Here is a 22,206-nt window from a genome sequence, read left to right on the forward strand (position 1 = left end):
GACGGGACCCGGAGCGCCGTCCAGGAGCAGGTCAGACCGCCGGGGCCGTCCCTCGACAGGAACCGCAGGACCCTCGGCCCCGGTGACGTCGGTCGAACAGGTGTGCGAATGTCAGGGGCGAGGCTTACGATGCTTCGGTGAGCAACCGCCTTGTCATCGCTGGTGCCCGTGAGCACAACCTCCGCAACGTCGACCTCGACCTGCCGAGGGATCAGCTCATCGTCTTCACGGGACTCTCGGGGTCCGGAAAGTCCTCCCTCGCGTTCGACACGATCTTCGCCGAGGGGCAGCGTCGCTACGTCGAGTCGCTGTCGGCGTACGCCCGTCAGTTCCTCGGGCAGATGGACAAGCCCGACGTCGACTTCATCGAGGGCCTGTCGCCCGCGGTCTCGATCGACCAGAAGTCGACCAACCGCAACCCGCGCTCGACCGTGGGCACCATCACCGAGGTCTACGACTACCTGCGCCTGCTCTTCGCGCGCGCCGGCACACAGCACTGCCCGGTCTGCGGCGAGAAGGTCCAGGCCCAGACGCCGCAGCAGATCGTCGACCGCCTCCTGGAGCTGCCCGAGGGCACGCGCTACCAGGTCCTCGCTCCCGTGGTGCGTGGTCGCAAGGGGGAGTACAGCGAGCTCTTCAAGGAGCTGCAGTCGAAGGGCTTCGCGCGCGCCCGCGTGGACGGCGAGGTCGTCCAGCTCACGGACCCGCCGGCGCTCGAGAAGAAGCTCAAGCACGACATCGAGGTCGTGATCGACCGTCTCGTCTCGCGCGAGGGCGTGCAGCGCAGGCTCACGGACTCGGTCGAGACCGCGCTCGGGCTCGCCGGGGGGCTCGTCGTCGTCGAGCTCGTCGACGCCGACGCGGACGACCCGCAACGCGAGCGCCGGTTCTCGGAGAAGCGCGCGTGCCCGAACGACCACGAGCTCACGCTCGACGAGATCGAGCCGCGCACCTTCTCGTTCAACGCCCCCTACGGTGCGTGCCCCGAGTGCACGGGTATCGGCTTCCGCCTCGAGGTCGACCCGGACCTCGTCGTCCCGGACGACGAGAAGTCGCTCGCGGAGGGCGCGGTCGCGCCCTGGGCACAGATCTCCTCGGAGTACTTCCACCGCGTCCTGACGGCGCTCGCCTCGGACCTGGGCTTCTCCATGGACGTGCCGTGGCGCGCCCTGCCTCAGCGTGCTCAGCAGGCGGTGCTCTACGGCCAGAACCACGAGGTCCACGTCCGGTACAAGAACCGCTGGGGGCGCGAGCGTCAGTACTCGACCGGCTTCGAGGGCGTCGTGACGTTCCTCGAGCGCCGCCACGGCGAGACCGAGTCGGAGTGGTCCAAGGAGAAGTACGAGGCGTACATGCGCGAGACGCCGTGCCCGGTGTGCCAGGGCACGCGTCTCAAGCCCGAGGTCCTCGCCGTCAAGGTGGGGGACAAGTCCATCGCCGAGGTCTGCCGGCTCCCGCTGCGCGAGGCCGCGGCGTTCCTCGGTTCGCTCGAGCTGGGCACGCGCCAGAAGGCCATCGCGACCGAGGTCCTCAAGGAGATCGACGCCCGACTGGGCTTCCTGCTCGACGTCGGGCTGGACTACCTCTCGCTCGAGCGTCCGGCCGGGACCCTCTCGGGAGGCGAGGCGCAGCGCATCCGTCTCGCGACGCAGATCGGCTCGGGGCTCGTCGGTGTCCTGTACGTCCTCGACGAGCCCAGCATCGGTCTGCACCAGCGGGACAACCGCCGGCTCATCGACACCCTGACCCGGCTGAGGGACCTCGGGAACACGCTCATCGTCGTCGAGCACGATGAGGACACCATCCGGGCGGCCGACTGGATCGTCGACATCGGCCCGGGCGCCGGCGAGCACGGTGGACGCGTGATCCACTCGGGCGACTACGCAGGCCTCCTGGAGGCGCCCGAGTCCGTCACGGGCGCCTACCTCTCCGGGCGTCGCAGCATCCCGCTGCCCGCCGCCCGCCGCCCTGTCGACAAGGACCGTCGGATCACGGTCGTCGGTGCGCGCGAGCACAACCTCGAGGGCATCGACGTGAGCTTCCCGCTCGGCACCCTGACCGCGGTCACCGGCGTCTCGGGGTCCGGCAAGTCCACGCTGGTCAACTCGATCCTCTACACCGTGCTCGCCAACGAGCTCAACGGAGCCCGTCAGGTCGCAGGGCGTCACCGTCGGATCACGGGACTCGAGAACCTCGACAAGGTGGTCCACGTCGACCAGGGGCCCATCGGCCGGACCCCGCGGTCCAACCCCGCGACCTACACGGGGGTGTGGGACCACGTGCGCAAGCTCTTCGCCGAGACGAGCGAGGCCAAGGTCCGTGGCTACACGCCCGGCCGGTTCTCCTTCAACGTCAAGGGCGGTCGCTGCGAGGCCTGCTCGGGTGATGGGACCATCAAGATCGAGATGAACTTCCTGCCGGACGTCTACGTCCCGTGCGAGGTCTGCCACGGCGCGCGGTACAACCGCGAGACGCTCGAGGTGCACTTCAAGGGCAAGACCGTCGCGGACGTGCTCGACATGCCGATCGAGGAGGCCTCGGAGTTCTTCGCCGCGGTCCCGACGATCTCGCGCCACCTCAAGACCCTCTCCGAGGTCGGCCTCGGGTACGTGCGCCTGGGGCAGCCCGCGCCCACGCTGTCAGGAGGCGAGGCCCAGCGCGTCAAGCTCGCAAGCGAGCTGCAGAAGCGCTCGACGGGCCGGACCATCTACGTGCTCGACGAGCCGACGACGGGTCTGCACTTCGAGGACATCCGCAAGCTCCTCGCGGTGCTCCAGTCGCTCGTCGACAAGGGCAACTCGGTTCTCGTGATCGAGCACAACCTCGACGTCATCAAGAACGCCGACTGGGTCATCGACATGGGACCGGAGGGTGGGTCCGGCGGTGGACGGGTCATCGCCGAGGGCACGCCCGAGCAGGTGGCCGCGGTCCCCGAGAGCCACACGGGTCGGTTCCTCGCCGAGGTCCTCACGGGTGACCCCATCCCGGTCGCACCCCTGCCCAAGAAGTCCCCGGCCAAGGCCGCGACGGGCAAGACGGCGGCGAAGGCGCCGAGGAAGACGGCCGCGCGCAAGTCGTCGACGACGGCTGCGGCCAAGGAGAGCTCGTCGACCGTGAAGGCGTCCGCCGCCACGAGGAAGGCCGAGCCCGCGACCGAGTGACATCGACCGGCGGACGTCGACCGTCGGACCTCGGCCGGCTGTCGTCCGACCGGGTGCAGGCTCAGGCCGCGTGCGTGCGCAGCGGCGCGGGCTCGAGCAGCACCGGGAAGTTCACGGAGCGCGCCAGGAAGCAGTGGTCGTGGGCACGTCGGTGGATCTCGGCGACGGCCTCGTCGCTGACGTCGGGGCCGTCGTCGACCACCACGTGCGGGTGCAGCGTGACGTCCGTGAACTGCCCGGCTCCGGCGGACTCGACCCGCATGGTGCCGGTCACCTCGTCGGTGTACTCGCGCACCACGATCCCCGCCGCTGACGCGAGGTGCAGGAACCACAGCATGTGGCACTGCGAGAGGCTCGCGACGAACAGCTCCTCGGGGCTGTACCGGCTCGGGTCGCCCCGGAACGCGGGGTCGGCCGAGCCGGGGAGCGTCGGTCGGCCGGTGAGGTCGACGTCGTGGTCCCGGCTGTACGCGGTGTAGGTGGTCGTTCCGGTCTGGCCCGCGCCGGTCCAGCGGACGGTCGCGGCATAGGAGTGAAGGGCGCCCATGCCGTCACCCTAGCGGCGGTCGGGCGTTCGTGTGTGACGGGCGTCACGTGCGAGCGTCGGCGCAGGGGCGTGACTGTGGGTGCACTGTCCTAGGCTGGCGGACATGGCTGATCCGTCCTCGTACCGCCCCGCACCGGGAGAGATCCCCACGTCACCGGGCGTGTACCGCTTCCGCGACGAGCACGGCCGCGTCATCTACGTCGGCAAGGCGAAGAATCTGCGCGCCCGTCTCGGCAGCTACTTCCAGGACCTGACGAACCTCCACTACCGCACCCAGACGATGGTCACGACGGCCGCCTCGGTCGAGTGGACGGTCGTGGGGACCGAGGTCGAGGCCCTCGCGCTCGAGTACTCGTGGATCAAGGAGTTCGACCCCCGGTTCAACGTGAAGTACCGGGACGACAAGTCCTACCCCTACCTCGCCGTGACCCTGGGCGAGCAGTTCCCGCGCGCCCAGGTCATGCGTGGTGCCAAGCGCCCCGGCACCCGCTACTTCGGCCCCTACGGGCACGCGTGGGCCATCCGCGAGACCCTCGACCTGCTGCTGCGTGTCTTCCCGGTCCGCACGTGCTCCGCGGGCGTCTTCAAGCGTGCCCAGCAGACCGGTCGGCCCTGCCTGCTCGGCTACATCGACAAGTGCTCCGCCCCCTGCGTGGGACGCATCACGCCCGAGGACCACCACGCGCTCGCGGAGGACTTCTGCGACTTCATGGCGGGCGACACCGCGAAGTTCATCCGCCGGGTCGAGGCCAAGATGAAGGAAGCCGCGGCGGCCATGGAGTACGAGCAGGCCGCCCGTCTGCGCGACGACATCCTCGCGCTCGAGCGCGCCATGGAGAAGAACGCCGTGGTGCTCGGCGACGCGACCGACGCGGACATCTTCGCGCTCGCTGGCGACGAGCTCGAGGCCGCGGTGCAGGTCTTCCACGTGCGCGGTGGCCGCATCCGCGGGCAGCGTGGCTGGATCGTCGAGAAGGTCGAGGACGTGACCGACGCCGAGCTCGTCGAGCACCTCCTGCAGCAGGTCTACGGTTCGGTCGACGAGGCCCTCGGGGACTCCTCGACCCCGTCGTCGAGCATCGTGCCCCGAGAGGTGCTCGTGCCCGTCCTGCCGCCCGACACCGAGCAGGTCGTGGCCTGGCTCACGGGCCTGCGGGGCGCCAAGGTCGACGTGCGGGTGCCGCAGCGCGGTGACAAGCGCGAGCTCGCGGCGACGGTGCACAAGAACGCCGAGCACGCCCTCGCGCTGCACCGGACCCGCCGTGCGGGGGACCTGACCACGCGCAGCCAGGCGCTGCGCGAGATCCAGGAGGCGTTGGGTCTGGAGACCGCGCCGCTGCGCATCGAGTGCTACGACGTGTCGACGACGCAGGGGACCCACCAGGTCGCGTCGATGGTCGTCTTCGAGGACGGGCTCGCGCGCAAGAGCGAGTACCGGCACTTCGCGATCCGCGGCCCGGAGGGGCTGGGCGCCCGCGACGACACCGCGGCCATGCACGAGGTCATCACGCGCCGCTTCAAGCGCTACCTCGCCGACCGTTCGCAGGCCACGGACGTCGAGATGGACCTGGGGGCCGACGACGACACCGCGCGGGACGCGGACGCCGTCGCGGCGGGGTACGTCCCACGCTCGGGCGAGGTGGGCGCGGACGCACCTGCGGGCCGTGCCGCCCGTTTCGCCTACCCGCCCAACCTCGTCGTGGTCGACGGCGGACCGCCCCAGGTCGCCGCCGCCGCCCGGGCCCTCGCGGAGCTCGGGATCGACGACGTCGCGCTGTGCGGCCTCGCGAAGCGGCTCGAGGAGGTGTGGCTGCCGGGGGAGGACTACCCCGTGATCCTGCAGCGCAGCTCCGAGGGGCTGTACCTGCTCCAGCGTGTCCGGGACGAGGCCCACCGGTTCGCGATCTCCTACCACCGCAAGAAGCGCGGCAAGGCCATGACGGCCTCGGCCCTCGACGACGTCCCGGGCCTCGGGCCCGCACGCAAGAAGGCGCTCCTGACGCACTTCGGCTCCCTCAAGCGGCTGCGTGCGGCGTCGGCCGAGGAGATCGCGACCGTGCCCGGCATGGGTGCCGCGACCGCCGCGGCCGTCGTCGCCGCGCTCGGTCCGGCGAGCCCGACCGCCGCCGGAACCGTAGGACCCGGGGGGGCGGCGGCTCCCGAGGCGGAGTCGCCGGCGTCGCCGACAGACGCGCTCGAGGCGGCCGCGCCGGCGTCCCCCTCGTCCGAGGAGGCGGCGCCCGCATGAGCCGTCCCCGCGCGCACCCGGCGGCCGCGTCGCCCGGGGGCCCGGCGCCGTCGGGCGAGAGGGCCTGCCCGTGACCCGCGGCGCGGGGGCGGCCGGTCTCGAGCTCTCGGCCGGAGAGCAGGACACGCCCGAGAAGTGCCCGACGCCGGTCCGGCCCGCCCGCGCGCGACCGGCTGGCATGCTGGTGGCATGAGCACCGAACCCTCCCCGACGACCGTCCCGCAGGGCATCCCAGCGATCGAGGCGACCACCCACGCGCCCGAGCGCTCCGACGCCGAGGTCCTCGTGATCACCGGGATGTCGGGCGCCGGACGATCGCGCGCTGCCGCGGTGCTCGAGGACCTCGACTGGTACGTGGTCGACAACATGCCGCCCCGCATGCTCGTCCCGCTCGTCGACATGATGACGCGCGCGGGGTCCAGCGTGCAGCGCATCGCGGCCGTCGTCGACGTCCGTGGCGGGGGGTTCTTCACCGACCTCCTCGACGTGCTCAAGCACCTGCGCGACGCCGGGGTCTTCTACCGGATCCTGTTCCTCGACGCGTCCGACGAAGTCCTGGTGCGTCGATACGAGCAGGTCCGGCGTCCGCACCCGCTGCAGGGCAACGGGCGGATCCTGGACGGGATCGCCGAGGAGCGGCGCCTGGTCGCGAGCGTCGAGGAGCGCGCCGACGTCGTGATCGACACCTCGGACCTCAACGTCCACGACCTCGCACGGGAGGTCCGCGCGGCCGTCGCCGAGGGCACCCCGGACACGCTGCGCATCAACGTCGTCTCGTTCGGCTTCAAGTACGGCATCCCGCTCGACGCGGACCACGTCGTCGACATGCGGTTCCTCGCCAACCCCTACTGGATCACCGAGCTGAGGCACCTCACCGGGCGCGACGCGCCCGTCCGGGACTACGTCCTGGCCCGGCCCGGGGCGCTCGAGTTCGTCGACCGGTACGTCAGCGCGCTCGAGCCCGTCCTGGCCGGGTACCTGGCCGAGGAGAAGCGGTACGTGACCATCGCCGTGGGCTGCACGGGAGGCAAGCACCGGTCGGTCGCGATCTCCGAGGTGCTCGCCCAACGGCTGCGCGCCGTCGGGCAGCGCGTCACCGTGACGGCCCGCGACCTCGGCAAGGAGTAGTCGTGACCCTCGACAACCCGGCAGTGGTAGCACTCGGCGGCGGGCACGGCCTGTCCGCGACGCTCTCCGCGCTGCGCCTCATGTCCGACCGCATCACGGCGGTCGTGACCGTCGCCGACGACGGCGGGTCCTCCGGTCGGCTGCGGGCCGAGCTCGGTGTGCTCCCGCCCGGCGACCTGCGCATGGCGCTCGCGGCGCTGTGCGACGACTCCGAGTGGGGCCGGACGTGGAGCTCGGTCCTGCAGCACCGGTTCTCCTCGAGCGGCGACCTGGACCAGCACGCGGTCGGCAACCTCTTGATCGTCGCGCTGTGGGAGCTCCTCGACGACCCGGTCGCGGGCCTCGACTGGGTGGGCAAGCTCCTCGGTGCGCGCGGCCGGGTCCTGCCCATGGCTGCGGTGCCCCTCGGGATCGAGGCCGACGTGCGGACCGACCACGGGCTCGGGACGATCGTGGGGCAGAGCCAGGTCGCCGTGACCCGCGACCGCATCGAGCAGCTGCGGCTCGTGCCGCCCGACCCGCCCGCGTGCCCCGAGGCGGTCGACGCCGTCATGGCGGCCGACTGGGTGATCCTGGGACCGGGCTCCTGGTACTCCTCGGTCATGCCGCACCTGCTGGTCCCCGAGCTCGCGCACGCGCTGCACGAGACCACTGCCCGGCGCTGCGTCGTCCTCAACCTCTCGAACACCTCGGGCGAGACCTACGGCCTGACCGCGACCGACCACCTCGAGGCGCTGCACAAGCACGCACCCAGCCTGCGCATCGACGCGGTGATCGCCGACCCGAGCGCGGCCGAGGACGTCGGCCTGCTCGCGGACGAGTCGGCGCGCACGGGCGCCCGGCTGCTGCTGCGCCAGGTGGGCAGGTCGGACGGCACGCCGCAGCACGACGCGCTGCGGCTCGCGGCCGCCCTGCGCGACGTCTTCGACGGGTTCCTCGGCGACGTGGGCACCACGACCCGCTGAGCCGCGACCGCCCCCGGGGACCGGTCCGTGGGAGGTGCCGAGCCGACCGTCGGCCGTCGATCGGCGACAGCGCCCCCGGCCCCTATGCGGGCACGAGCGGCGTCAGCCGTGCGATCGGCGCGGGGGCGCGTCGTACGGCGGCTCCTGGCAGAAGGCGGTCACGATCGTTGCTCGTTGATGGGAGGATGTCGCCATGGCGTTGACGGCACAGGTGAAGGACGAGCTCGCGCGACTCAAGGTGGACAAGACCTCCTGCCGCAAGGCGGAGGTCTCTGCCACGCTGCGGTTCTCGGGAGGGCTGCACATCATCTCGGGGCGCATCGTGATCGAGGCGGAGCTGGACACGGCGATCGCCGCCCGTCGGCTCCGGCAGACGATCAGCGACGTGTACGGGCACACCAGCGAGCTGATCGTGGTCTCGGCCGGGGGGCTGCGCCGGGGGAGCCGGTACGTCGTGCGGGTCGTCAAGGACGGCGAGTCGCTCGCCCGACAGACGGGCCTGCTCGACAACCGGGGCCGCCCCGTGCGCGGGCTGCCGCCGCAGGTGGTCTCGGCGGGGGTCGGGGAGGCCGAGGCGGCGTGGCGCGGCGCGTTCCTCGCGCACGGCTCGCTGACGGAGCCGGGGCGCTCGTCGGCCCTCGAGGTCACCTGCCCGGGGCCCGAGGCCGCGCTCGCGCTGGTCGGCGCCGCCCGGCGACTCGGGATCGCCGCGAAGGCGCGCGAGGTCCGCGGGGTGGATCGCGTCGTGATCCGGGACGGCGAGGCGATCAGCGCGATGCTGACCCGCCTGGGGGCCCACGAGACCGTGGTCGTCTGGGAGGAGCGGCGGCAGCGCCGCGAGGTGCGCGGGACGGCAAACCGGCTCGCGAACTTCGACGACGCGAACCTGCGCAGGTCGGCGCGTGCCGCCGTGGCGGCAGGGGCCCGGGTCGAGCGCGCGTTCGAGATCCTGGGTCCTGACCTGCCGGACCACCTCCGGGAGGCCGGGGAGCTGCGCCTCGCCCACAAGCAGGCCTCTCTCGAAGAGCTGGGGCAGCTCGCCGAGCCGCCGCTGACCAAGGACGCCGTGGCGGGTCGTATCCGCAGGCTCCTGTCCACGGCCGACAAGCGGGCGGCCGAGCTCGGGATCCCCGACACCGAGGCAGGTCTGAGCCCGGACCTGCTCGACGTCTGAGCGGTCCGCGCCACGCGCGCCCGCGGTGCCTGCGGGCCCCGACGACACGCCGACGAGGGGCCCGCACCGCACGGTGCGGGCCCCTCGTCGCGTCGTCGGCGCCCGGCGTGCGACACGCCCGGTGTGACGTCGGTCTCGGACCCCGGTCACATTCCCACGGTGCGTCCGTGGGCGTCTCAGATCCGCCTCCAGGTCACGGGATGGGGAGGATCGGGTATAGGATCGGGGATGTCAGGTGACAAAGACGTGCTCCTTCACTGAGGTCTTCGGGACCCTGTTGAGTCGCAGCTGTCGCTGTGGCCCTGCGAGATTCCCGGAGTCCACGCCGCGAGGCATCCAGTGGGGGAGTACTTCGCCGTTACCACCTACGTACGCCGTAGTACGTGATCGTTCGGCATCAACCGTGTGCGTCGGAAACACCGGCGCGCCCTGAGGAGGGCATTGTGACCATCCGCGTCGGTATCAACGGCTTCGGTCGTATCGGACGTAACTTCTTCCGCGCCATCATCGCGTCGGGGGCGGACATCGAGATCGTGGGTGTCAACGACCTCACGGACAACAAGACGCTCGCGCACCTGCTGAAGTACGACACCGTCCTGGGTCGTTTCCCGCTGAGCGTCGACTTCGACGAGAACAACATCATCGTCGACGGCAAGGCCATCCGTGCCCTCGAGGAGCGCGACCCGGCGAACCTGCCCTGGGGCGAGCTCGGTGCTGACATCGTCATCGAGTCGACCGGCTTCTTCACCGACGCGACCAAGGCCAAGGCTCACATCGAGGCCGGCGCCAAGAAGGTCATCATCTCCGCTCCGGCGAAGAACGAGGACGGCACCTTCGTCGTCGGCGTGAACCACGAGCAGTACGACCCCGCGACGCAGCACATCATCTCCAACGCGTCGTGCACCACGAACTGCCTCGCCCCGATGGCCAAGGCCCTCAACGACGCGATCGGCATCGAGCGCGGTCTCATGACCACGATCCACGCGTACACGGGTGACCAGAACCTCCAGGACGGCCCCCACAAGGACCTGCGTCGTGCCCGTGCGGCCGCGCAGAACATCGTCCCCACCTCGACCGGTGCGGCCAAGGCCGTCGCCCTCGTGCTCCCCGAGCTCAAGGGCAAGCTCGACGGCTTCGCGATGCGCGTCCCCGTCATCACGGGCTCGGCCACGGACCTCACCTTCACCGCCTCGAAGACCGTCACGGTCGAGGAGGTCAACGCTGCGGTCAAGGCTGCTGCTGAGGGCCCCCTCAAGGGCGTCCTGAAGTACGTCGACGACGACATCGTCTCCTCGGACATCGTCACGGACCCGCACACCTCGATCTTCGACTCGAAGCTCACCAAGGTGAGCGGCGACCTGGTCAAGGTCGTCGCCTGGTACGACAACGAGTGGGGCTACTCCAGCTCGCTCGTCTCGCTCACGCAGTACGTGGGTGCTCGTCTCTGATCTCCGTCCTTCGTGACGTGAGGTGAATTCTGCGTCCGCGTGCGTGGCCGGCCCGGTTGGCCGCCCATGCACGCGGACGCAGTCATGTGTGACGTGACCTGTTTCGACCCTGTTCAGACCAGGAGTGTGCTCATGAAGACCATCGACTCCCTCGGCGACCTGCGCGGCAAGCGCGTGCTCGTCCGCTCGGACTTCAACGTCCCCCTCGACGGGACGACCATCACGGACGACGGCCGCATCCGCGCCGCGCTCCCCACGCTCAAGCGGCTGACCGACGCCGGTGCGAAGGTCGTCGTGACCGCGCACCTCGGACGTCCCAAGGGTGAGCCCGACGCCAAGTACTCCCTCGCTCCCGTCGCGGCCCGCCTGGGCGAGCTGCTCGGTGCCCCCGTGACGCTCGCGGACGACACCGTCGGCGAGTCCGCCAAGGCCACGGTCGCCGCGCTCGGGGACGGCGAGGTCGCGCTGCTCGAGAACATCCGCTTCGACGCTCGGGAGACCTCGAAGGTCGACGCAGAGCGCGAGTCGCTCGCCGCGGACCTCGCCTCGCTCGCGGACGCGTACGTGTCCGACGGCTTCGGCGTCGTGCACCGCAAGCAGGCGTCGGTCTACGACATCGCCAAGGTGCTGCCGACCGCGGTCGGCGAGCTGGTCCTCAAGGAGGTCGACTCCCTCAAGAAGGCGACCGAGGACCCCGCGCGCCCCTACGTCGTCGTGCTCGGCGGGTCGAAGGTCTCCGACAAGCTCGGTGTCATCGCCAACCTGCTGACCAAGGCGGACCGCCTGCTGATCGGTGGCGGCATGGTCTTCACGTTCCTCGCGGCCAAGGGCTACTCGGTGGGCAACTCGCTCCTCGAGACGGACCAGATCGACACCGTGAAGGGCTACCTCGCGGACGCCGAGAAGGCCGGCGTCGAGATCGTCCTGCCCACGGACATCCTCGCCGCGGACTCGTTCGCCGCCGACGCTCCCTACGAGGTCGTGCCCGCGGACGCGATCCCGGACGGCAAGATCGGCCTGGACATCGGTCCCGACTCGCAGAAGCTCTTCGCGAGCAAGATCGTGGACGCCAAGACGGTCGTCTGGAACGGCCCCGCGGGCGTCTTCGAGTTCGAGGCGTTCTCCGGCGGCACCCGTGCCGTCGCGCAGGCCCTGGTCGACGCGACGGCGAACGGCGCGTTCACGATCGTCGGCGGTGGCGACTCCGCCGCGGCAGTGCGCATCCTCGGCTTCGACGAGGCCGGCTTCAGCCACATCTCGACCGGTGGCGGCGCGAGCCTGGAGTTCCTCGAGGGCAAGTCCCTGCCGGGGCTCGCAGTCCTCGAGGCCTGACCCCACCACCGCAGCCTCACGGCTCACAGAAGGTAGACACACCATGACTGATGCACGTACCCCGCTCATCGCGGGCAACTGGAAGATGAACCTGGACCACCAGGAGGCCATCCACACGGTCCAGAAGCTCGCCTGGGCCCTCAAGGACGCCAAGCACGACTTCTCGGCCGTCGAGGTCACCGTCCTGGTCCCGTTCACGGACCTGCGCAGCGTGCAGACGCTGGTCGACGCCGACAAGCTCGAGCTGACGTACGGCGCGCAGGACGTCTCGCAGCACGTCTCGGGCGCCTACACGGGGGAGATCTCGCCCGTGTTCCTGAGCAAGCTGGGCGTGACCTATGTCGCGATCGGCCACTCGGAGCGTCGCCAGTACCACGGCGAGGACGACGCGCTCGTCAACGCCAAGTCGAAGGCCGCGCTCGCGCAGGGCCTGGTCCCGATCATCTGCGTCGGCGAGGCGCTCGACATCCGCAAGGCCGGCGAGCAGGTCTCGTACACGCTCGCGCAGGTCGACGGCGCGCTCGAGGGCCTGTCCGCGGAGGACGCCGCCAAGGTCGTCATCGCGTACGAGCCCGTCTGGGCCATCGGCACCGGTGAGGTCGCCACGCCGCAGGACGCTCAGGAGGTCGCGGGCGCGATCCGTGCCCGTCTCGCCGAGCTGTACTCGGCCGAGGTGGCAGACGCCGTCCGCGTGCTCTACGGCGGCTCGGTCAAGTCCTCGTCGATCGCCGAGCTCATGAAGGAGCAGGACGTCGACGGCGCCCTGGTCGGCGGCGCGAGCCTCGACCCGGAGGAGTTCGCGAAGATCGCGCGCTTCCAGTCGCACCACGGGGCCTGAGCCCCTTCGCTGCCGGGTCGCGCCGCACGGCGCGGCCCGGCAGCGTGGCCACCGCGCGAGCGGTGGCCTTTTCTCGCGGTAGCCCCTGGGGCGTGGCGTCCCGACCGGCAGCAACGACCGCCGGGCGGAACGGTTCGTCGGATCGGGCCCGCGTCGCCTACCCTTGTCCTCGGTGCCGTACCTGTGCCTCAGGTCGGTCCAGGACACCCGTTGCGGTCCGCTCTCGACTTCTCGACGTGGACCCAGAGCCAAGGACGTACTCGTGGACGCGCTGCGCATCATTCTCCAGATCCTGCTGGTCATCACCAGCGGCTTCTTGACCCTCCTCGTGCTCATGCACAAGGGCAAGGGCGGCGGCCTGTCCGACATGTTCGGCGGCGGTATCTCGAGCAGCGCCGGCAGCTCCGGCGTGGCCGAGCGCAACCTGAACCGCATCACCGTCACGTTCGCGATCACCTGGACCGTCGTGATCATCCTTCTGGGGCTCATCCAGAAGGTCAGCTGACCCGGCGCCGACGCCGTCGGCACAGGGTGTGGAACCGTCCCGGTACGCGGGCGGTCGTGAGTCAGGGGAGTGAAGTCGTGGCTGGTGGTAGTGCTATCAAGGGGTCGCGCGTCGGTGCCGGTCCGCTGGGAGAGACGGAGCGGGGCGACGTCGCCCCACGTGTCTGGGTCTCCTACTGGTGTGCCAACGGACACGAGACGCGTCCGAGCTTCTCGTCCGAGGTGGAGATCGTCACTCCTGAGACCTGGGACTGCCCGCGCTGCGGACTGCCCGGGGGGCAGGACCCGGCGAACCCGCCGAGCGCGCTGCGCAACGAGCCGTACAAGACGCACCTCGCGTACGTGAAGGAGCGCCGCAGCGACGAGGACGGCGTTGCCCTCCTCGACGAGGCGCTCGCCGCGCTCCGGGCACGCCGCGGCCGCTAGGCAGTGCCCGTGCGGCCGTGAACGGTCCGCACCCACAGCAAGGGCCCTCCAGGGCCTGTACACAGCACAGCGGGCCCCGTCCGAGAAGGACGGGGCCCGCTGTGCTGTCGTCGGCTGCGTCCTGCCGGTGCGCCGTGCCGTCGTCTGGTCCGGTCCGCCGGCTGTCAGTGCCTCAGCGCGTGGTGCTGGCTCGCCGCGAGGTCGACGAGCCACAGCGTGCGCTGGGTGCCCAGCGCCCCGGCCGCCGGGGTCGTCGTCACGGGGTCGCCCGCCAGTGCGGAGGCGACCGCGGGGGCCTTCTCCGCCCCCGCGGCCACGACCCAGACCTCCTGCGCGGCCTGGATCGCGGAGAACGTCAGCGACACGCGCTCGGGCGGCGGCTTGGGGGAGTCGTGCACCCCGGTCGTGGCACCGTCCGCGTCGAGCGCCGCGTTCTCGGGGAAGAGCGAGGCGACGTGCCCGTCCGGGCCCATGCCCAGCAGGAGGACGTCGAACGGGAGGTGCGCACCGCCGTCGGGCGTGAAGCGGGAGAGCTCGTCCGCGTAGAGCGCGGCCGATACCTCCGGCGTCCCGACGGCGTCGCCCGGCGCGGGCATGGCGTGCACGTTCTGCGGGGGCAGGGTCGGCAGGTGGTCGAGGAGGGCCTCGCGGGCCTGCGTCTCGTTGCGCTCGGGGTCGCCCGTGGGCAGGAAGCGCTCGTCGCCCCACCAGAAGTGCACTCCGGTCCAGTCGACCGCGTCGCGCACGGGGTGCGCGGCGACGGCGGCGAGGGACCGGATCCCGACCGTGCCGCCCGTGAGGACGACGTGGACGGGCGTACGGACGGACTGGATGTCGAGGATGCGGGTCAGCAGCCGAGCGGCGACGGCCTCGGCGAGGACCCCCGCGTCGGGGTGCACGACGACGAGGCGCGCCCCGTGCGCGCGCGCGTCGGTCCCCGTGTCGGCCGTCATTCGCCGATCCTCGCGAGACCCTTGGTGAGGACCTCGCCGTAGACCTCGTCGGGGTCGAGCCGGCGCAGCTCCTCGGTCAGGCACTCCTCGAGCTGCCGCAGCGGCAGCGAGATGCGGCGGTCGGGCTGGCCCGGCTGGGTCAGCGTCACGATGCGGCCGTCCGGCCGGGACAGCACGATCGCGCCGCCCTTGCGCTCGAGGGTCACCTTCGTGATCCCCTCGACGCCGCGACGACGGACCAGCTTGACCGGGCACCTGAGCTGCTGGGCGAGCCACGCCGCGAGGATGTCGACCGAGGGGTGGTGCTCCTCGCCCTCCACCTCGACGGCCGTGACGGACTCGTAGGGCGGCTGGTCGAGCGCTGCCGCGATGAGACCGCGCCACAGGGTCACGCGGGTCCACGCGAGGTCGGTGTCGCCCGGGTGGTGGCTCCTGCTCAGGTGCTGGAGCGTCTGGAGCGACTTGCCCGCGTTGACCGCGTCGGTGATGCGGCGGTGGGCCATCTGGCCGACCGGGTCCGCCGAGGGGTTGTCGGGCGTCTCGCGGGGCCACCAGGCCACGATCGGGGCGTCGGGCAGCAGGAGGGGCATCACGAGGGTGTCGCTGTGCGCGACGAGCGGGCCCGACGGGCGCAGGATGATGACCTCGCTGGCCCCCGCGTCGCCGCCGATGCGGATCTGGGCGTCGAGCCGGGCGGACGTGCGCTTGTTCGCCGGGGCGACGACCACGACGCGGCAGGGGTGCTCGCGCGAGGCGCCGTTGGCCGCGGCGACCGCGTCCTCGACGTCGGCCTCCTCGGCCAGCACGACGAGGGTCAGGACGCGGCCGAGCGCCACGGCGCCGCCCTCGTCGCGCAGCTTGACGAGGCGCTTGTTGACCGCATTGGTCGTCGTCTCGGGGAGATCGATGATCATGAGGTGAGGCTCCAGTTCGAGGTCCGGCCGGGGATCCGGGGCAGGCGGGAGATCGGTACGGTCGCGGTCACGGACGCCGCCACGTTCGACCGTCGCGAGCCATCATGTCGTCGGCCGAGGCGGGGCCCCACGTGCCGGAGCGGTACGGCTCCGGAGCGCCCTTGGACTCCCAGAACGCCGTGATCGGGTCGAGGATCTTCCAGGACAGCTCGACCTCCTCGTGGCTCGGGAAGAGCGGCGGGTCGCCCAGGAGGACGTCGAGGATGAGGCGCTCGTAGGCCTCCGGGGAGGACTCGGTGAAGGCGTGCCCGTAGCCGAAGTCCATGGTGACGTCGCGGACCTCCATCGCGGTACCGGGGACCTTGGCGCCGAAGCGGATCGTCACGCCCTCGTCGGGCTGGACGCGGATCACGAGCGCGTTCTTGCCGAGCTCGGACGTCGCGGAGGACTCGAACGGCAGGTGCGGCGCCGACTTGAAGACGACCGCGATCTCCGTCACGCGTCGGCCCAGGCGCTTGCCCGTGCGCAGGTAGAACGGAACCCCTGCCCAGCGGCGGTTGTCGATGTCGACGCGGATCGCGGCGAACGTCTCGGTCGTGGACTCGGGCGAGATGCCGTCCTCCTCGAGGTACCCCACGACCTCCTCGCCGCCCTGCCACCCGGCCGAGTACTGGCCGCGCGAGGTGTGGCGTCCCAGGTCTCGCGGGAGACGCACGGCCGAGAGCACCTTGAGCTTCTCGGCGCGCAGCGACTCGGCGTCGAACGAGACGGGCTCCTCCATCGCGGTGAGCGCGAGCAGCTGGACGAGGTGGTTCTGGATGACGTCGCGCGCCGCACCGATCCCGTCGTAGTACCCCGCGCGGCCGCCGATGCCGATGTCCTCGGCCATGGTGATCTGGACGTGGTCGACGTAGTTCGCGTTCCAGATGGGTTCGTAGAGCTGGTTGGCGAACCGCAGCGCCAGCATGTTCTGGACGGTCTCCTTGCCCAGGTAGTGGTCGATGCGGAAGACCGAGTCCGGCGAGAAGACCTTGGAGACGACGTCGTTGAGCTCACGTGCGCTGGCCAGGTCGTGGCCGAACGGCTTCTCGATGACCACGCGGCGCCACGCGTCCTCGCCCGAGCGCGAGAGCCCCGAGCGCGAGAGCTGCTCGCAGACCAGGGGGAACGCGCTCGGGGGGACCGAGAGGTAGAACGCGTGGTTGCCGCCCGTGCCGCGCTCCTTGTCGAGCTCCTCGACCGTGGTGCGCAGGCGCTCGAAGGCCTGCTCGTCGTCGAACTCGCCCTGGACGAACCGGATGCCCTCGGCGAGCTGCTTCCAGGTCGCCTCGCGGAACGGGGTGCGCGCGTACTGCTCGACGGCGTCGCGCACGACCTTGGCGAAGTCCTGGTCCTCCCAGTCGCGGCGGGCGAAGCCCGTGAGCGCGAAGCCGGGCGGGAGGAGCCCGCGGTTGGCGAGGTCGTACACGGCGGGCATGAGCTTCTTGCGGGCGAGGTCGCCCGTGACGCCGAAGATCACGAGGCCGCTGGGCCCGGCGATGCGGGGGAGTCGAAGGTCACGCGGGTCGCGCAGCGGGTTGTGCTCTGCGCTGATCTTTGCCGGTCTCAACTGATGTCACCGTTCTCGTCGGCGTGGGCTGGAATGGTCGAAAGGTCCGTCCTGCGGACCGGGATAGAGCCTAGGCGGTGGTCGGCGCGTGCCCGGGAGTCGTCCACGACCGTGCCGACCTCCGTGGGCCCCCGGTGGAAGGCGTGGGTCACGACGCGTCGCCGCGCGCGCGGGCCAGGCCGTCAGAGACGGTCGCGAGGAGGTCGGACCAGCTCGCCTCGAACTTCTCGACGCCCTCGACCTCGAGGTGCTGGGTGACCTCGTCGAGCGAGACCCCGAAGGACTCGATGGTGGACAGGACCGAGCGCGAGGCCGTGTACGTGCCCGCGACCGTGTTCCCCAGCACGACGCCGTGGTCGGCGAACGCGTCGAGAGTGGCCTGCGGCATGGTGTTCACGACGCCCGGGGCGACGAGCTCGTCGACGTACATGGTGTCGCGGTACTCGGGGTTCTTGACGCCCGTCGACGCCCACAGGGGGCGCTGCGGGTGGGCGCCCGCGGCCTCGAGCGTGCGCCAGCGGTCGGTCTGGACGACCTGCTCGTAGGCCTCGTACGCGAGCCGCGCGTTGGCGATCGCGGCGCGGCCGCGCAGGTCGAGGGCCTCGGGGGTCCCGATCGCGGTCAGGGCGGAGTCGACGGCCGAGTCGACGCGCGAGACGAAGAACGACGCGACCGACGCGATACGCGTCACGTCGTGCCCGGCGTCGCGTGCCTGCTCGAGGCCGGACAGGAACGCGTCCATGACCTGGCGGTAGCGGTCCAGGGAGAAGATGAGGGTCACGTTGACGCTGATGCCCTGGGCGAGGGTGCGCTCGATCGCGTCGAGCCCCTCGACGGTCGCGGGGATCTTGATGAGGACGTTGGGGCGGTCGACCGTCTGCCACAGCCGGACGGCGGTCGCGACGGTCGCGTCGGCGTCGCGCGCCAGGCGCGGGTCGACCTCGATCGACACACGGCCGTCGACGCCGTCGGTCGCGTCGTACACGGGGCGCAGGACGTCGGCTGCCGCGCGCACGTCGTCGGTCGTGATCCGCTCGACCGCGGCCTCGAGGTCGGTCCCGGCGGTGGCGAGCTCGGTGAGCTGCGCGTCGTAGGCGTCGCCCTTCGCGAGCGCGCCCGCGAAGATCGTGGGGTTGGTCGTGACGCCGACGACGGCACGGGAGGTGGTGAGATCGGCGAGTCCGCCGCTGCGCAGCCGTTCTCGGGAGAGGTCGTCCAACCAGATGGAGACACCTGCCTCCGACAGCTCGCGGACGGGTGCTGGCGCTGCGCTGTGGTGCACGGTCACGGTTCTCCCTCTCGTCGTCTGGCGGCCGTCCTCACGGACGTCCCAGGAGGGGGCGGGCGAGACCCGCCCCCTCCTGGAATCTACGGATGGTCAGAGCTGGTCGCCAGTGCCACCGACCGAGGGGATCGCCACACCGCCGGGAGCGGCGCCGGTGCGAGCCGACTCGATGGACTCCTTCGCGGCGGCGGCGACGGCCTCGGACGTGATCCCGAACTCGCGGTAGAGGATCTTGTAGTCCGCGGACGCGCCGTAGTGCTCGAGGCTCACGGAGCGGCCGGCGTCGCCGACCAGGTCGCGCCAGCCCTGGGCGATGCCCGCCTCGACCGAGACGCGCGCCTTGACGGCGGCCGGGAGCACGCTCTCGCGGTACTCGGGGCCCTGCGCGTCGAACCACTCGCGGCTCGGCAGCGACACGACCCGTGCCGCGATGCCCTCGGCCGCGAGCTGCTCGCGCGCCTCGACCGCGAGCTGGACCTCGGAGCCCGTGCCGATGAGGATCACGTCGGGCGTGCCCTCGGTGTCGAGCAGCACGTAGCCGCCCTTCGCGGTGCCCGAGGCGTCGGCGAAGCCGTCCGTGCCGCGGGGGAACGTCGGGACGTTCTGGCGGGTCAGGATGAGGCCGGCCGGGCGGTCGGTGTGCTCGAGGATCGTGCGCCAGGCCCATGCGGTCTCGTTGGCGTCGGCCGGGCGGACGACGTCGAGGCCGGGGATGGCGCGCAGGGCGGCGAAGTGCTCGATCGGCTGGTGCGTGGGACCGTCCTCGCCCAGGCCGATCGAGTCGTGCGTCCAGACGAACGTGGACGGGATCTCCATGAGGGCCGCGAGGCGGACCGCGGGGCGCATGTAGTCGGAGAACGTGAGGAACGTCCCACCGTAGGCGCGGGTGCCGCCGTGCAGGACGATGCCGTTGAGGATCGAGCCCATGGCGTGCTCACGGATACCGAAGTGCAGCGTGCGGCCGTACTCGTGACCCGGGAACTTCTTGGTCGCGTGCTCGGCGGGGACGAACGAGGGCTCGCCGTCCATGGTCGTGTTGTTCGAGCCGGCGAGGTCGGCCGAGCCGCCCCAGAGCTCGGGCAACGTGTCGGCCAGGGCCGTGAGGACCTTGCCCGAGGCCGCGCGCGTCGCGACGTCCTTGCCGGCCTCGAACGTCGGCAGGGACTCGGTCCAGCCGGCCGGCAACTCGCGGGCCTCGAGGCGCTGCAGCAGCGCGTGGCCTGCGGGGTTGGCAACCTTCCAGGCCTCGAACGCGGTGTCCCAGCGCTCGCGCAGCTCGGCGCCGCGCTCGCCCACGGCACGCGTGTAGGCCAGGACCTCGGCGGGCACGTCGAACGTCTTCTCGGGGTCGAGGCCGAGCTCGACCTTGAGGCCGCGGATCTCGTCGGCGCCCATGGCCGAGCCGTGGATCCCGCCGGTGTTCTGCTTGGTGGGCGAGGGCCAGCCGATGATCGTGCGCAGCGCGATGATCGAGGGCTTGCCGGTCTCGGCCTGCGCGGCGGCCACGGCCGCGGCGAGCTCGTCGACGTTCTCGGCGTAGCCCGTGCCGCCCTGGGTCCAGTCGACCTTCTGGGTGTGCCAGCCGTAGGCCGCGTAGCGCGCGAGGACGTCCTCGGTGAACGCGATGTCGGTGTCGTCCTCGATCGAGATCTTGTTGTCGTCCCAGATCACGATGAGGTTGCCGAGCTGCTGGTGGCCGGCGATCGACGAGGCCTCGGAGGTCACACCCTCCTGGAGGTCGCCGTCCGAGGCGATGACGTACACGTGGTGGTCGAACGGGCTCTCACCGGGAGCCGTCGACGGGTCGAGCAGGCCGCGCTCGCGGCGGGCCGCCATGGCCATGCCGACCGAGGACGCGAGGCCCTGGCCGAGGGGGCCCGTGGTGATCTCGACGCCGTTGGTGTGCTTGTACTCGGGGTGGCCGGGGGTCTTGGAGCCCCACGTGCGCAGCGCCTCGATGTCCTCGATCTCCAGGCCGTAGCCGGCGAGGAAGAGCTGGAGGTAGATGGTGAGCGAGGAGTGGCCCGCGGAGAGCACGAAGCGGTCGCGGCCGACCCAGTGCGAGTCGGCGGGGTCGTGGCGCATGACCTTCTGGAAGAGCAGGTACGCGGCGGGGGCGAGGGAGATCGCGGTCCCCGGGTGGCCGTTGCCGACCTTCTCGACGGCGTCCGCCGCGAGGGCCTTGATGGTCTTGACAGCCTGGTCGTCCAGGGGGGACCACTCGAGGGGCTGGTTGGCAGGAACGAACGCGTTCACCGGACCTCTTTCCCGTCCGGAGCCTGGCCCCGGATCATCGTCGGAACAACAAAGATCAACCGATGAACTATTCCGTCGCACGCACCCGGTCGCTCACAGGGGGAGCGGGGGGCCGAGCAGGCGACCGGCCGGTCGCGACGGTGGGTGCCGCGGGTCGGAGCCCTCGGGGTGCCCACCGGGGCACCAGGCCGTCGGTTGCTCCACCCAGCCTATACGCGGACCCCCGGACGGCGCCCTGCCCCGCCCACCACGTGGATTTCGGTCGGATCTCACACTTTTGCACGAGCCGGAAGGCGGCGGCGACGGAGGGGCCGACGTAACATAGGACGGATGTCCAGCGGGTCGGAGCCGACACGCACCGACTGCCGGACGACGCCCCCCAGCTTTCCTCGCCAGAACGGAACCCCGAAGCGCGTGCACACCACGAGCCAGGCACCGATCGACGAGACGGGTCTTCCGTCTCGTCCTGCCGCGACCGCGCAGGTCGCCGGACAGTCACGGGTCGCCGCGGACGGCAGCGCCGTCGCGGGGATCCGCAGCACGATCGGTGCGTACATCGCCCTGACGAAGCCGCGCATCATCGAGCTCCTGCTCGTGACGACGCTGCCCACCATGATCCTCGCCCAGGGCGGTTTCCCGGACTTCTGGCTGGTCGTCAAGACGCTCGTCGGCGGCACGCTCGCCGCGGCGTCGGCCAACGTCTTCAACTGCTACATCGACCGCGACATCGACGAGCTCATGAACCGCACCAAGCGGCGCCCGCTCGTCACGGGCGAGATCTCGCCGCGTGCTGCGCTGGTGTTCGCGACGGCGCTCGGCGTGATCGCGCTGCTGTGGTTCGCGCTGCTGGTCAACGCCCCCTCGGCCTGGCTCACGTTCGCGGCCATCGCGATCTACGTCGTCGGCTACACCATGATCCTCAAGCGCCGCACGCCGCAGAACATCGTGTGGGGCGGCATCGCGGGCTGCATGCCGGTCTTCATCGGCTGGTCCGCGGTCACCGGCTCGCTCAGCTGGTCCGCGGTCGCGCTGTTCCTCGTGATCTTCTTCTGGACGCCGCCGCACTACTGGCCGCTGTCGATCAAGTTCAAGAAGGACTACGCCAACGCGGGCGTCCCGATGCTTCCCGTCGTCGCCGACAACCGCAAAGTCGCCCGCGAGATGATCGGCTACACGGTCGCCATGATCGCCTCGTCGCTCGCCCTGTGGTGGCTCGCGCCCATGACCTGGGTCTACGGCGTGGTCGCGATCGGTCTCGGCGCCTGGTTCCTGGCGCTGTGCGTCATGATGCTGCGCCGGGCGAACGACCCGACCAAGGGCAAGCTCGGGGCCATGAAGGTGTTCCACGCCTCGATCACGTACCTGACCCTGCTGTTCGTCGCGGTCGCGGTCGACGTGTTCCTCCCCTTCTGACGGCC

At 71.1% G+C, this 22,206-nt stretch carries 17 protein-coding genes; 11 read left to right on the forward strand and 6 right to left on the reverse strand.

What is annotated here, in order from left to right; genetic code table 11:
• The first annotated feature begins 137 nt into the window (after positions 1 to 137).
• Positions 138 to 3,161: an excinuclease ABC subunit UvrA gene (gene uvrA / locus H9640_RS08660; protein ID WP_191790332.1), complete on the forward strand. Its 3,024-nt coding sequence runs from the start codon at positions 138 to 140 to the stop codon at positions 3,159 to 3,161.
• A gap of 61 nt (positions 3,162 to 3,222) precedes the next feature.
• Here uvrA and H9640_RS08665 read toward each other — a convergent pair whose 3' ends face one another.
• A complete protein-coding gene (locus H9640_RS08665; protein WP_191790333.1) occupies positions 3,223 to 3,708 on the reverse strand; it encodes an OsmC family protein in 486 nt (161 codons plus the stop codon).
• Positions 3,709 to 3,811: 103 nt separating this feature from the next.
• Between H9640_RS08665 and uvrC the strand changes: the two genes are divergently transcribed.
• The 9 genes from uvrC to H9640_RS08710 all read left to right on the forward strand — a co-directional run bounded on the left by uvrC (position 3,812) and on the right by H9640_RS08710 (position 13,771).
• Positions 3,812 to 5,956: an excinuclease ABC subunit UvrC gene (uvrC, locus tag H9640_RS08670; RefSeq protein ID WP_191790334.1), complete on the forward strand. Its 2,145-nt coding sequence runs from the start codon at positions 3,812 to 3,814 to the stop codon at positions 5,954 to 5,956.
• A 189-nt stretch (positions 5,957 to 6,145) separates the two neighbouring features.
• Entirely contained in the window at positions 6,146 to 7,084 is a 939-nt protein-coding gene (gene rapZ / locus H9640_RS08675; protein ID WP_191790335.1) for an RNase adapter RapZ, read from the forward strand.
• A 2-nt stretch (positions 7,085 to 7,086) separates the two neighbouring features.
• Positions 7,087 to 8,049: a gluconeogenesis factor YvcK family protein gene (locus H9640_RS08680; RefSeq protein WP_191790336.1), complete on the forward strand. Its 963-nt coding sequence runs from the start codon at positions 7,087 to 7,089 to the stop codon at positions 8,047 to 8,049.
• 193 nt (positions 8,050 to 8,242) lie between these two features.
• Positions 8,243 to 9,223, forward strand: a complete 981-nt coding sequence (gene whiA / locus H9640_RS08685; protein WP_191790337.1) for a DNA-binding protein WhiA — start codon at positions 8,243 to 8,245, stop codon at positions 9,221 to 9,223.
• Between the two features lie 443 nt (positions 9,224 to 9,666).
• Complete coding sequence (gap, locus tag H9640_RS08690) at positions 9,667 to 10,671, forward strand: type I glyceraldehyde-3-phosphate dehydrogenase (protein WP_191790338.1); 1,005 nt, start codon at positions 9,667 to 9,669, stop codon at positions 10,669 to 10,671.
• A 132-nt stretch (positions 10,672 to 10,803) separates the two neighbouring features.
• Positions 10,804 to 12,003, forward strand: a complete 1,200-nt coding sequence (locus H9640_RS08695) for a phosphoglycerate kinase (RefSeq protein ID WP_191790339.1) — start codon at positions 10,804 to 10,806, stop codon at positions 12,001 to 12,003.
• 43 nt (positions 12,004 to 12,046) lie between these two features.
• The gene (gene tpiA, locus H9640_RS08700) at positions 12,047 to 12,841 is read left to right on the forward strand and encodes a triose-phosphate isomerase (protein WP_191790340.1); all 795 of its coding nucleotides are present in this window, start codon (positions 12,047 to 12,049) and stop codon (positions 12,839 to 12,841) included.
• A gap of 262 nt (positions 12,842 to 13,103) precedes the next feature.
• Complete coding sequence (secG, locus tag H9640_RS08705; RefSeq protein WP_191790341.1) at positions 13,104 to 13,346, forward strand: preprotein translocase subunit SecG; 243 nt, start codon at positions 13,104 to 13,106, stop codon at positions 13,344 to 13,346.
• Between the two features lie 77 nt (positions 13,347 to 13,423).
• On the forward strand, positions 13,424 to 13,771 hold the full coding sequence (locus H9640_RS08710; protein ID WP_191790342.1) for an RNA polymerase-binding protein RbpA: 348 nt from the start codon (positions 13,424 to 13,426) through the stop codon (positions 13,769 to 13,771).
• A 164-nt stretch (positions 13,772 to 13,935) separates the two neighbouring features.
• Here H9640_RS08710 and pgl read toward each other — a convergent pair whose 3' ends face one another.
• The 5 genes from pgl to tkt form a co-directional block, all read right to left on the reverse strand.
• Positions 13,936 to 14,724: a 6-phosphogluconolactonase gene (gene pgl, locus H9640_RS08715; RefSeq protein ID WP_191790343.1), complete on the reverse strand. Its 789-nt coding sequence runs from the start codon at positions 14,722 to 14,724 to the stop codon at positions 13,936 to 13,938.
• Positions 14,721 to 15,638, reverse strand: a complete 918-nt coding sequence (opcA, locus tag H9640_RS08720) for a glucose-6-phosphate dehydrogenase assembly protein OpcA (RefSeq protein ID WP_191790344.1) — start codon at positions 15,636 to 15,638, stop codon at positions 14,721 to 14,723. The genes pgl and opcA overlap by 4 nt, the downstream gene beginning before the upstream one ends.
• 67 nt (positions 15,639 to 15,705) lie before the next feature.
• Positions 15,706 to 17,247 (reverse strand): glucose-6-phosphate dehydrogenase, encoded by a 1,542-nt coding sequence (zwf, locus tag H9640_RS08725; protein ID WP_191790345.1) that lies wholly within the window; start codon positions 17,245 to 17,247, stop codon positions 15,706 to 15,708.
• Between the two features lie 148 nt (positions 17,248 to 17,395).
• Entirely contained in the window at positions 17,396 to 18,535 is a 1,140-nt protein-coding gene (gene tal / locus H9640_RS08730) for a transaldolase (protein WP_307824084.1), read from the reverse strand.
• Between the two features lie 90 nt (positions 18,536 to 18,625).
• Positions 18,626 to 20,788 carry a transketolase gene (tkt, locus tag H9640_RS08735; protein ID WP_191790346.1) on the reverse strand — a complete coding sequence of 721 codons (2,163 nt, stop codon included), beginning with the start codon at positions 20,786 to 20,788 and terminating at the stop codon, positions 18,626 to 18,628.
• Positions 20,789 to 21,202: 414 nt separating this feature from the next.
• On the opposite strand from tkt, the gene H9640_RS08740 reads away from it, so the two are divergent.
• Positions 21,203 to 22,201: a heme o synthase gene (locus H9640_RS08740; protein WP_307824085.1), complete on the forward strand. Its 999-nt coding sequence runs from the start codon at positions 21,203 to 21,205 to the stop codon at positions 22,199 to 22,201.
• The last annotated feature ends 5 nt before the right edge of the window (positions 22,202 to 22,206 follow it).

This window comes from Oerskovia gallyi (assembly GCF_014836745.1).
Classification (GTDB): Bacteria; Actinomycetota; Actinomycetes; order Actinomycetales; family Cellulomonadaceae; genus Oerskovia; species Oerskovia paurometabola.

What these genes read in the sequence shown, in the direction of transcription:
- H9640_RS08665 (WP_191790333.1), bottom strand. Translation starts at nt 3,708, where the DNA reads ATGGGCGCCCTTCACTCCTATGCCGCGACCGTCCGCTGGACCGGCGCG.
- uvrC (WP_191790334.1), top strand. Translation starts at nt 3,812, where the DNA reads ATGGCTGATCCGTCCTCGTACCGCCCCGCACCGGGAGAGATCCCCACG.
- rapZ (WP_191790335.1), top strand. Translation starts at nt 6,146, where the DNA reads ATGAGCACCGAACCCTCCCCGACGACCGTCCCGCAGGGCATCCCAGCG.
- whiA (WP_191790337.1), top strand. Translation starts at nt 8,243, where the DNA reads ATGGCGTTGACGGCACAGGTGAAGGACGAGCTCGCGCGACTCAAGGTG.
- H9640_RS08695 (WP_191790339.1), top strand. Translation starts at nt 10,804, where the DNA reads ATGAAGACCATCGACTCCCTCGGCGACCTGCGCGGCAAGCGCGTGCTC.
- tpiA (WP_191790340.1), top strand. Translation starts at nt 12,047, where the DNA reads ATGACTGATGCACGTACCCCGCTCATCGCGGGCAACTGGAAGATGAAC.
- pgl (WP_191790343.1), bottom strand. Translation starts at nt 14,724, where the DNA reads ATGACGGCCGACACGGGGACCGACGCGCGCGCGCACGGGGCGCGCCTC.
- opcA (WP_191790344.1), bottom strand. Translation starts at nt 15,638, where the DNA reads ATGATCATCGATCTCCCCGAGACGACGACCAATGCGGTCAACAAGCGC.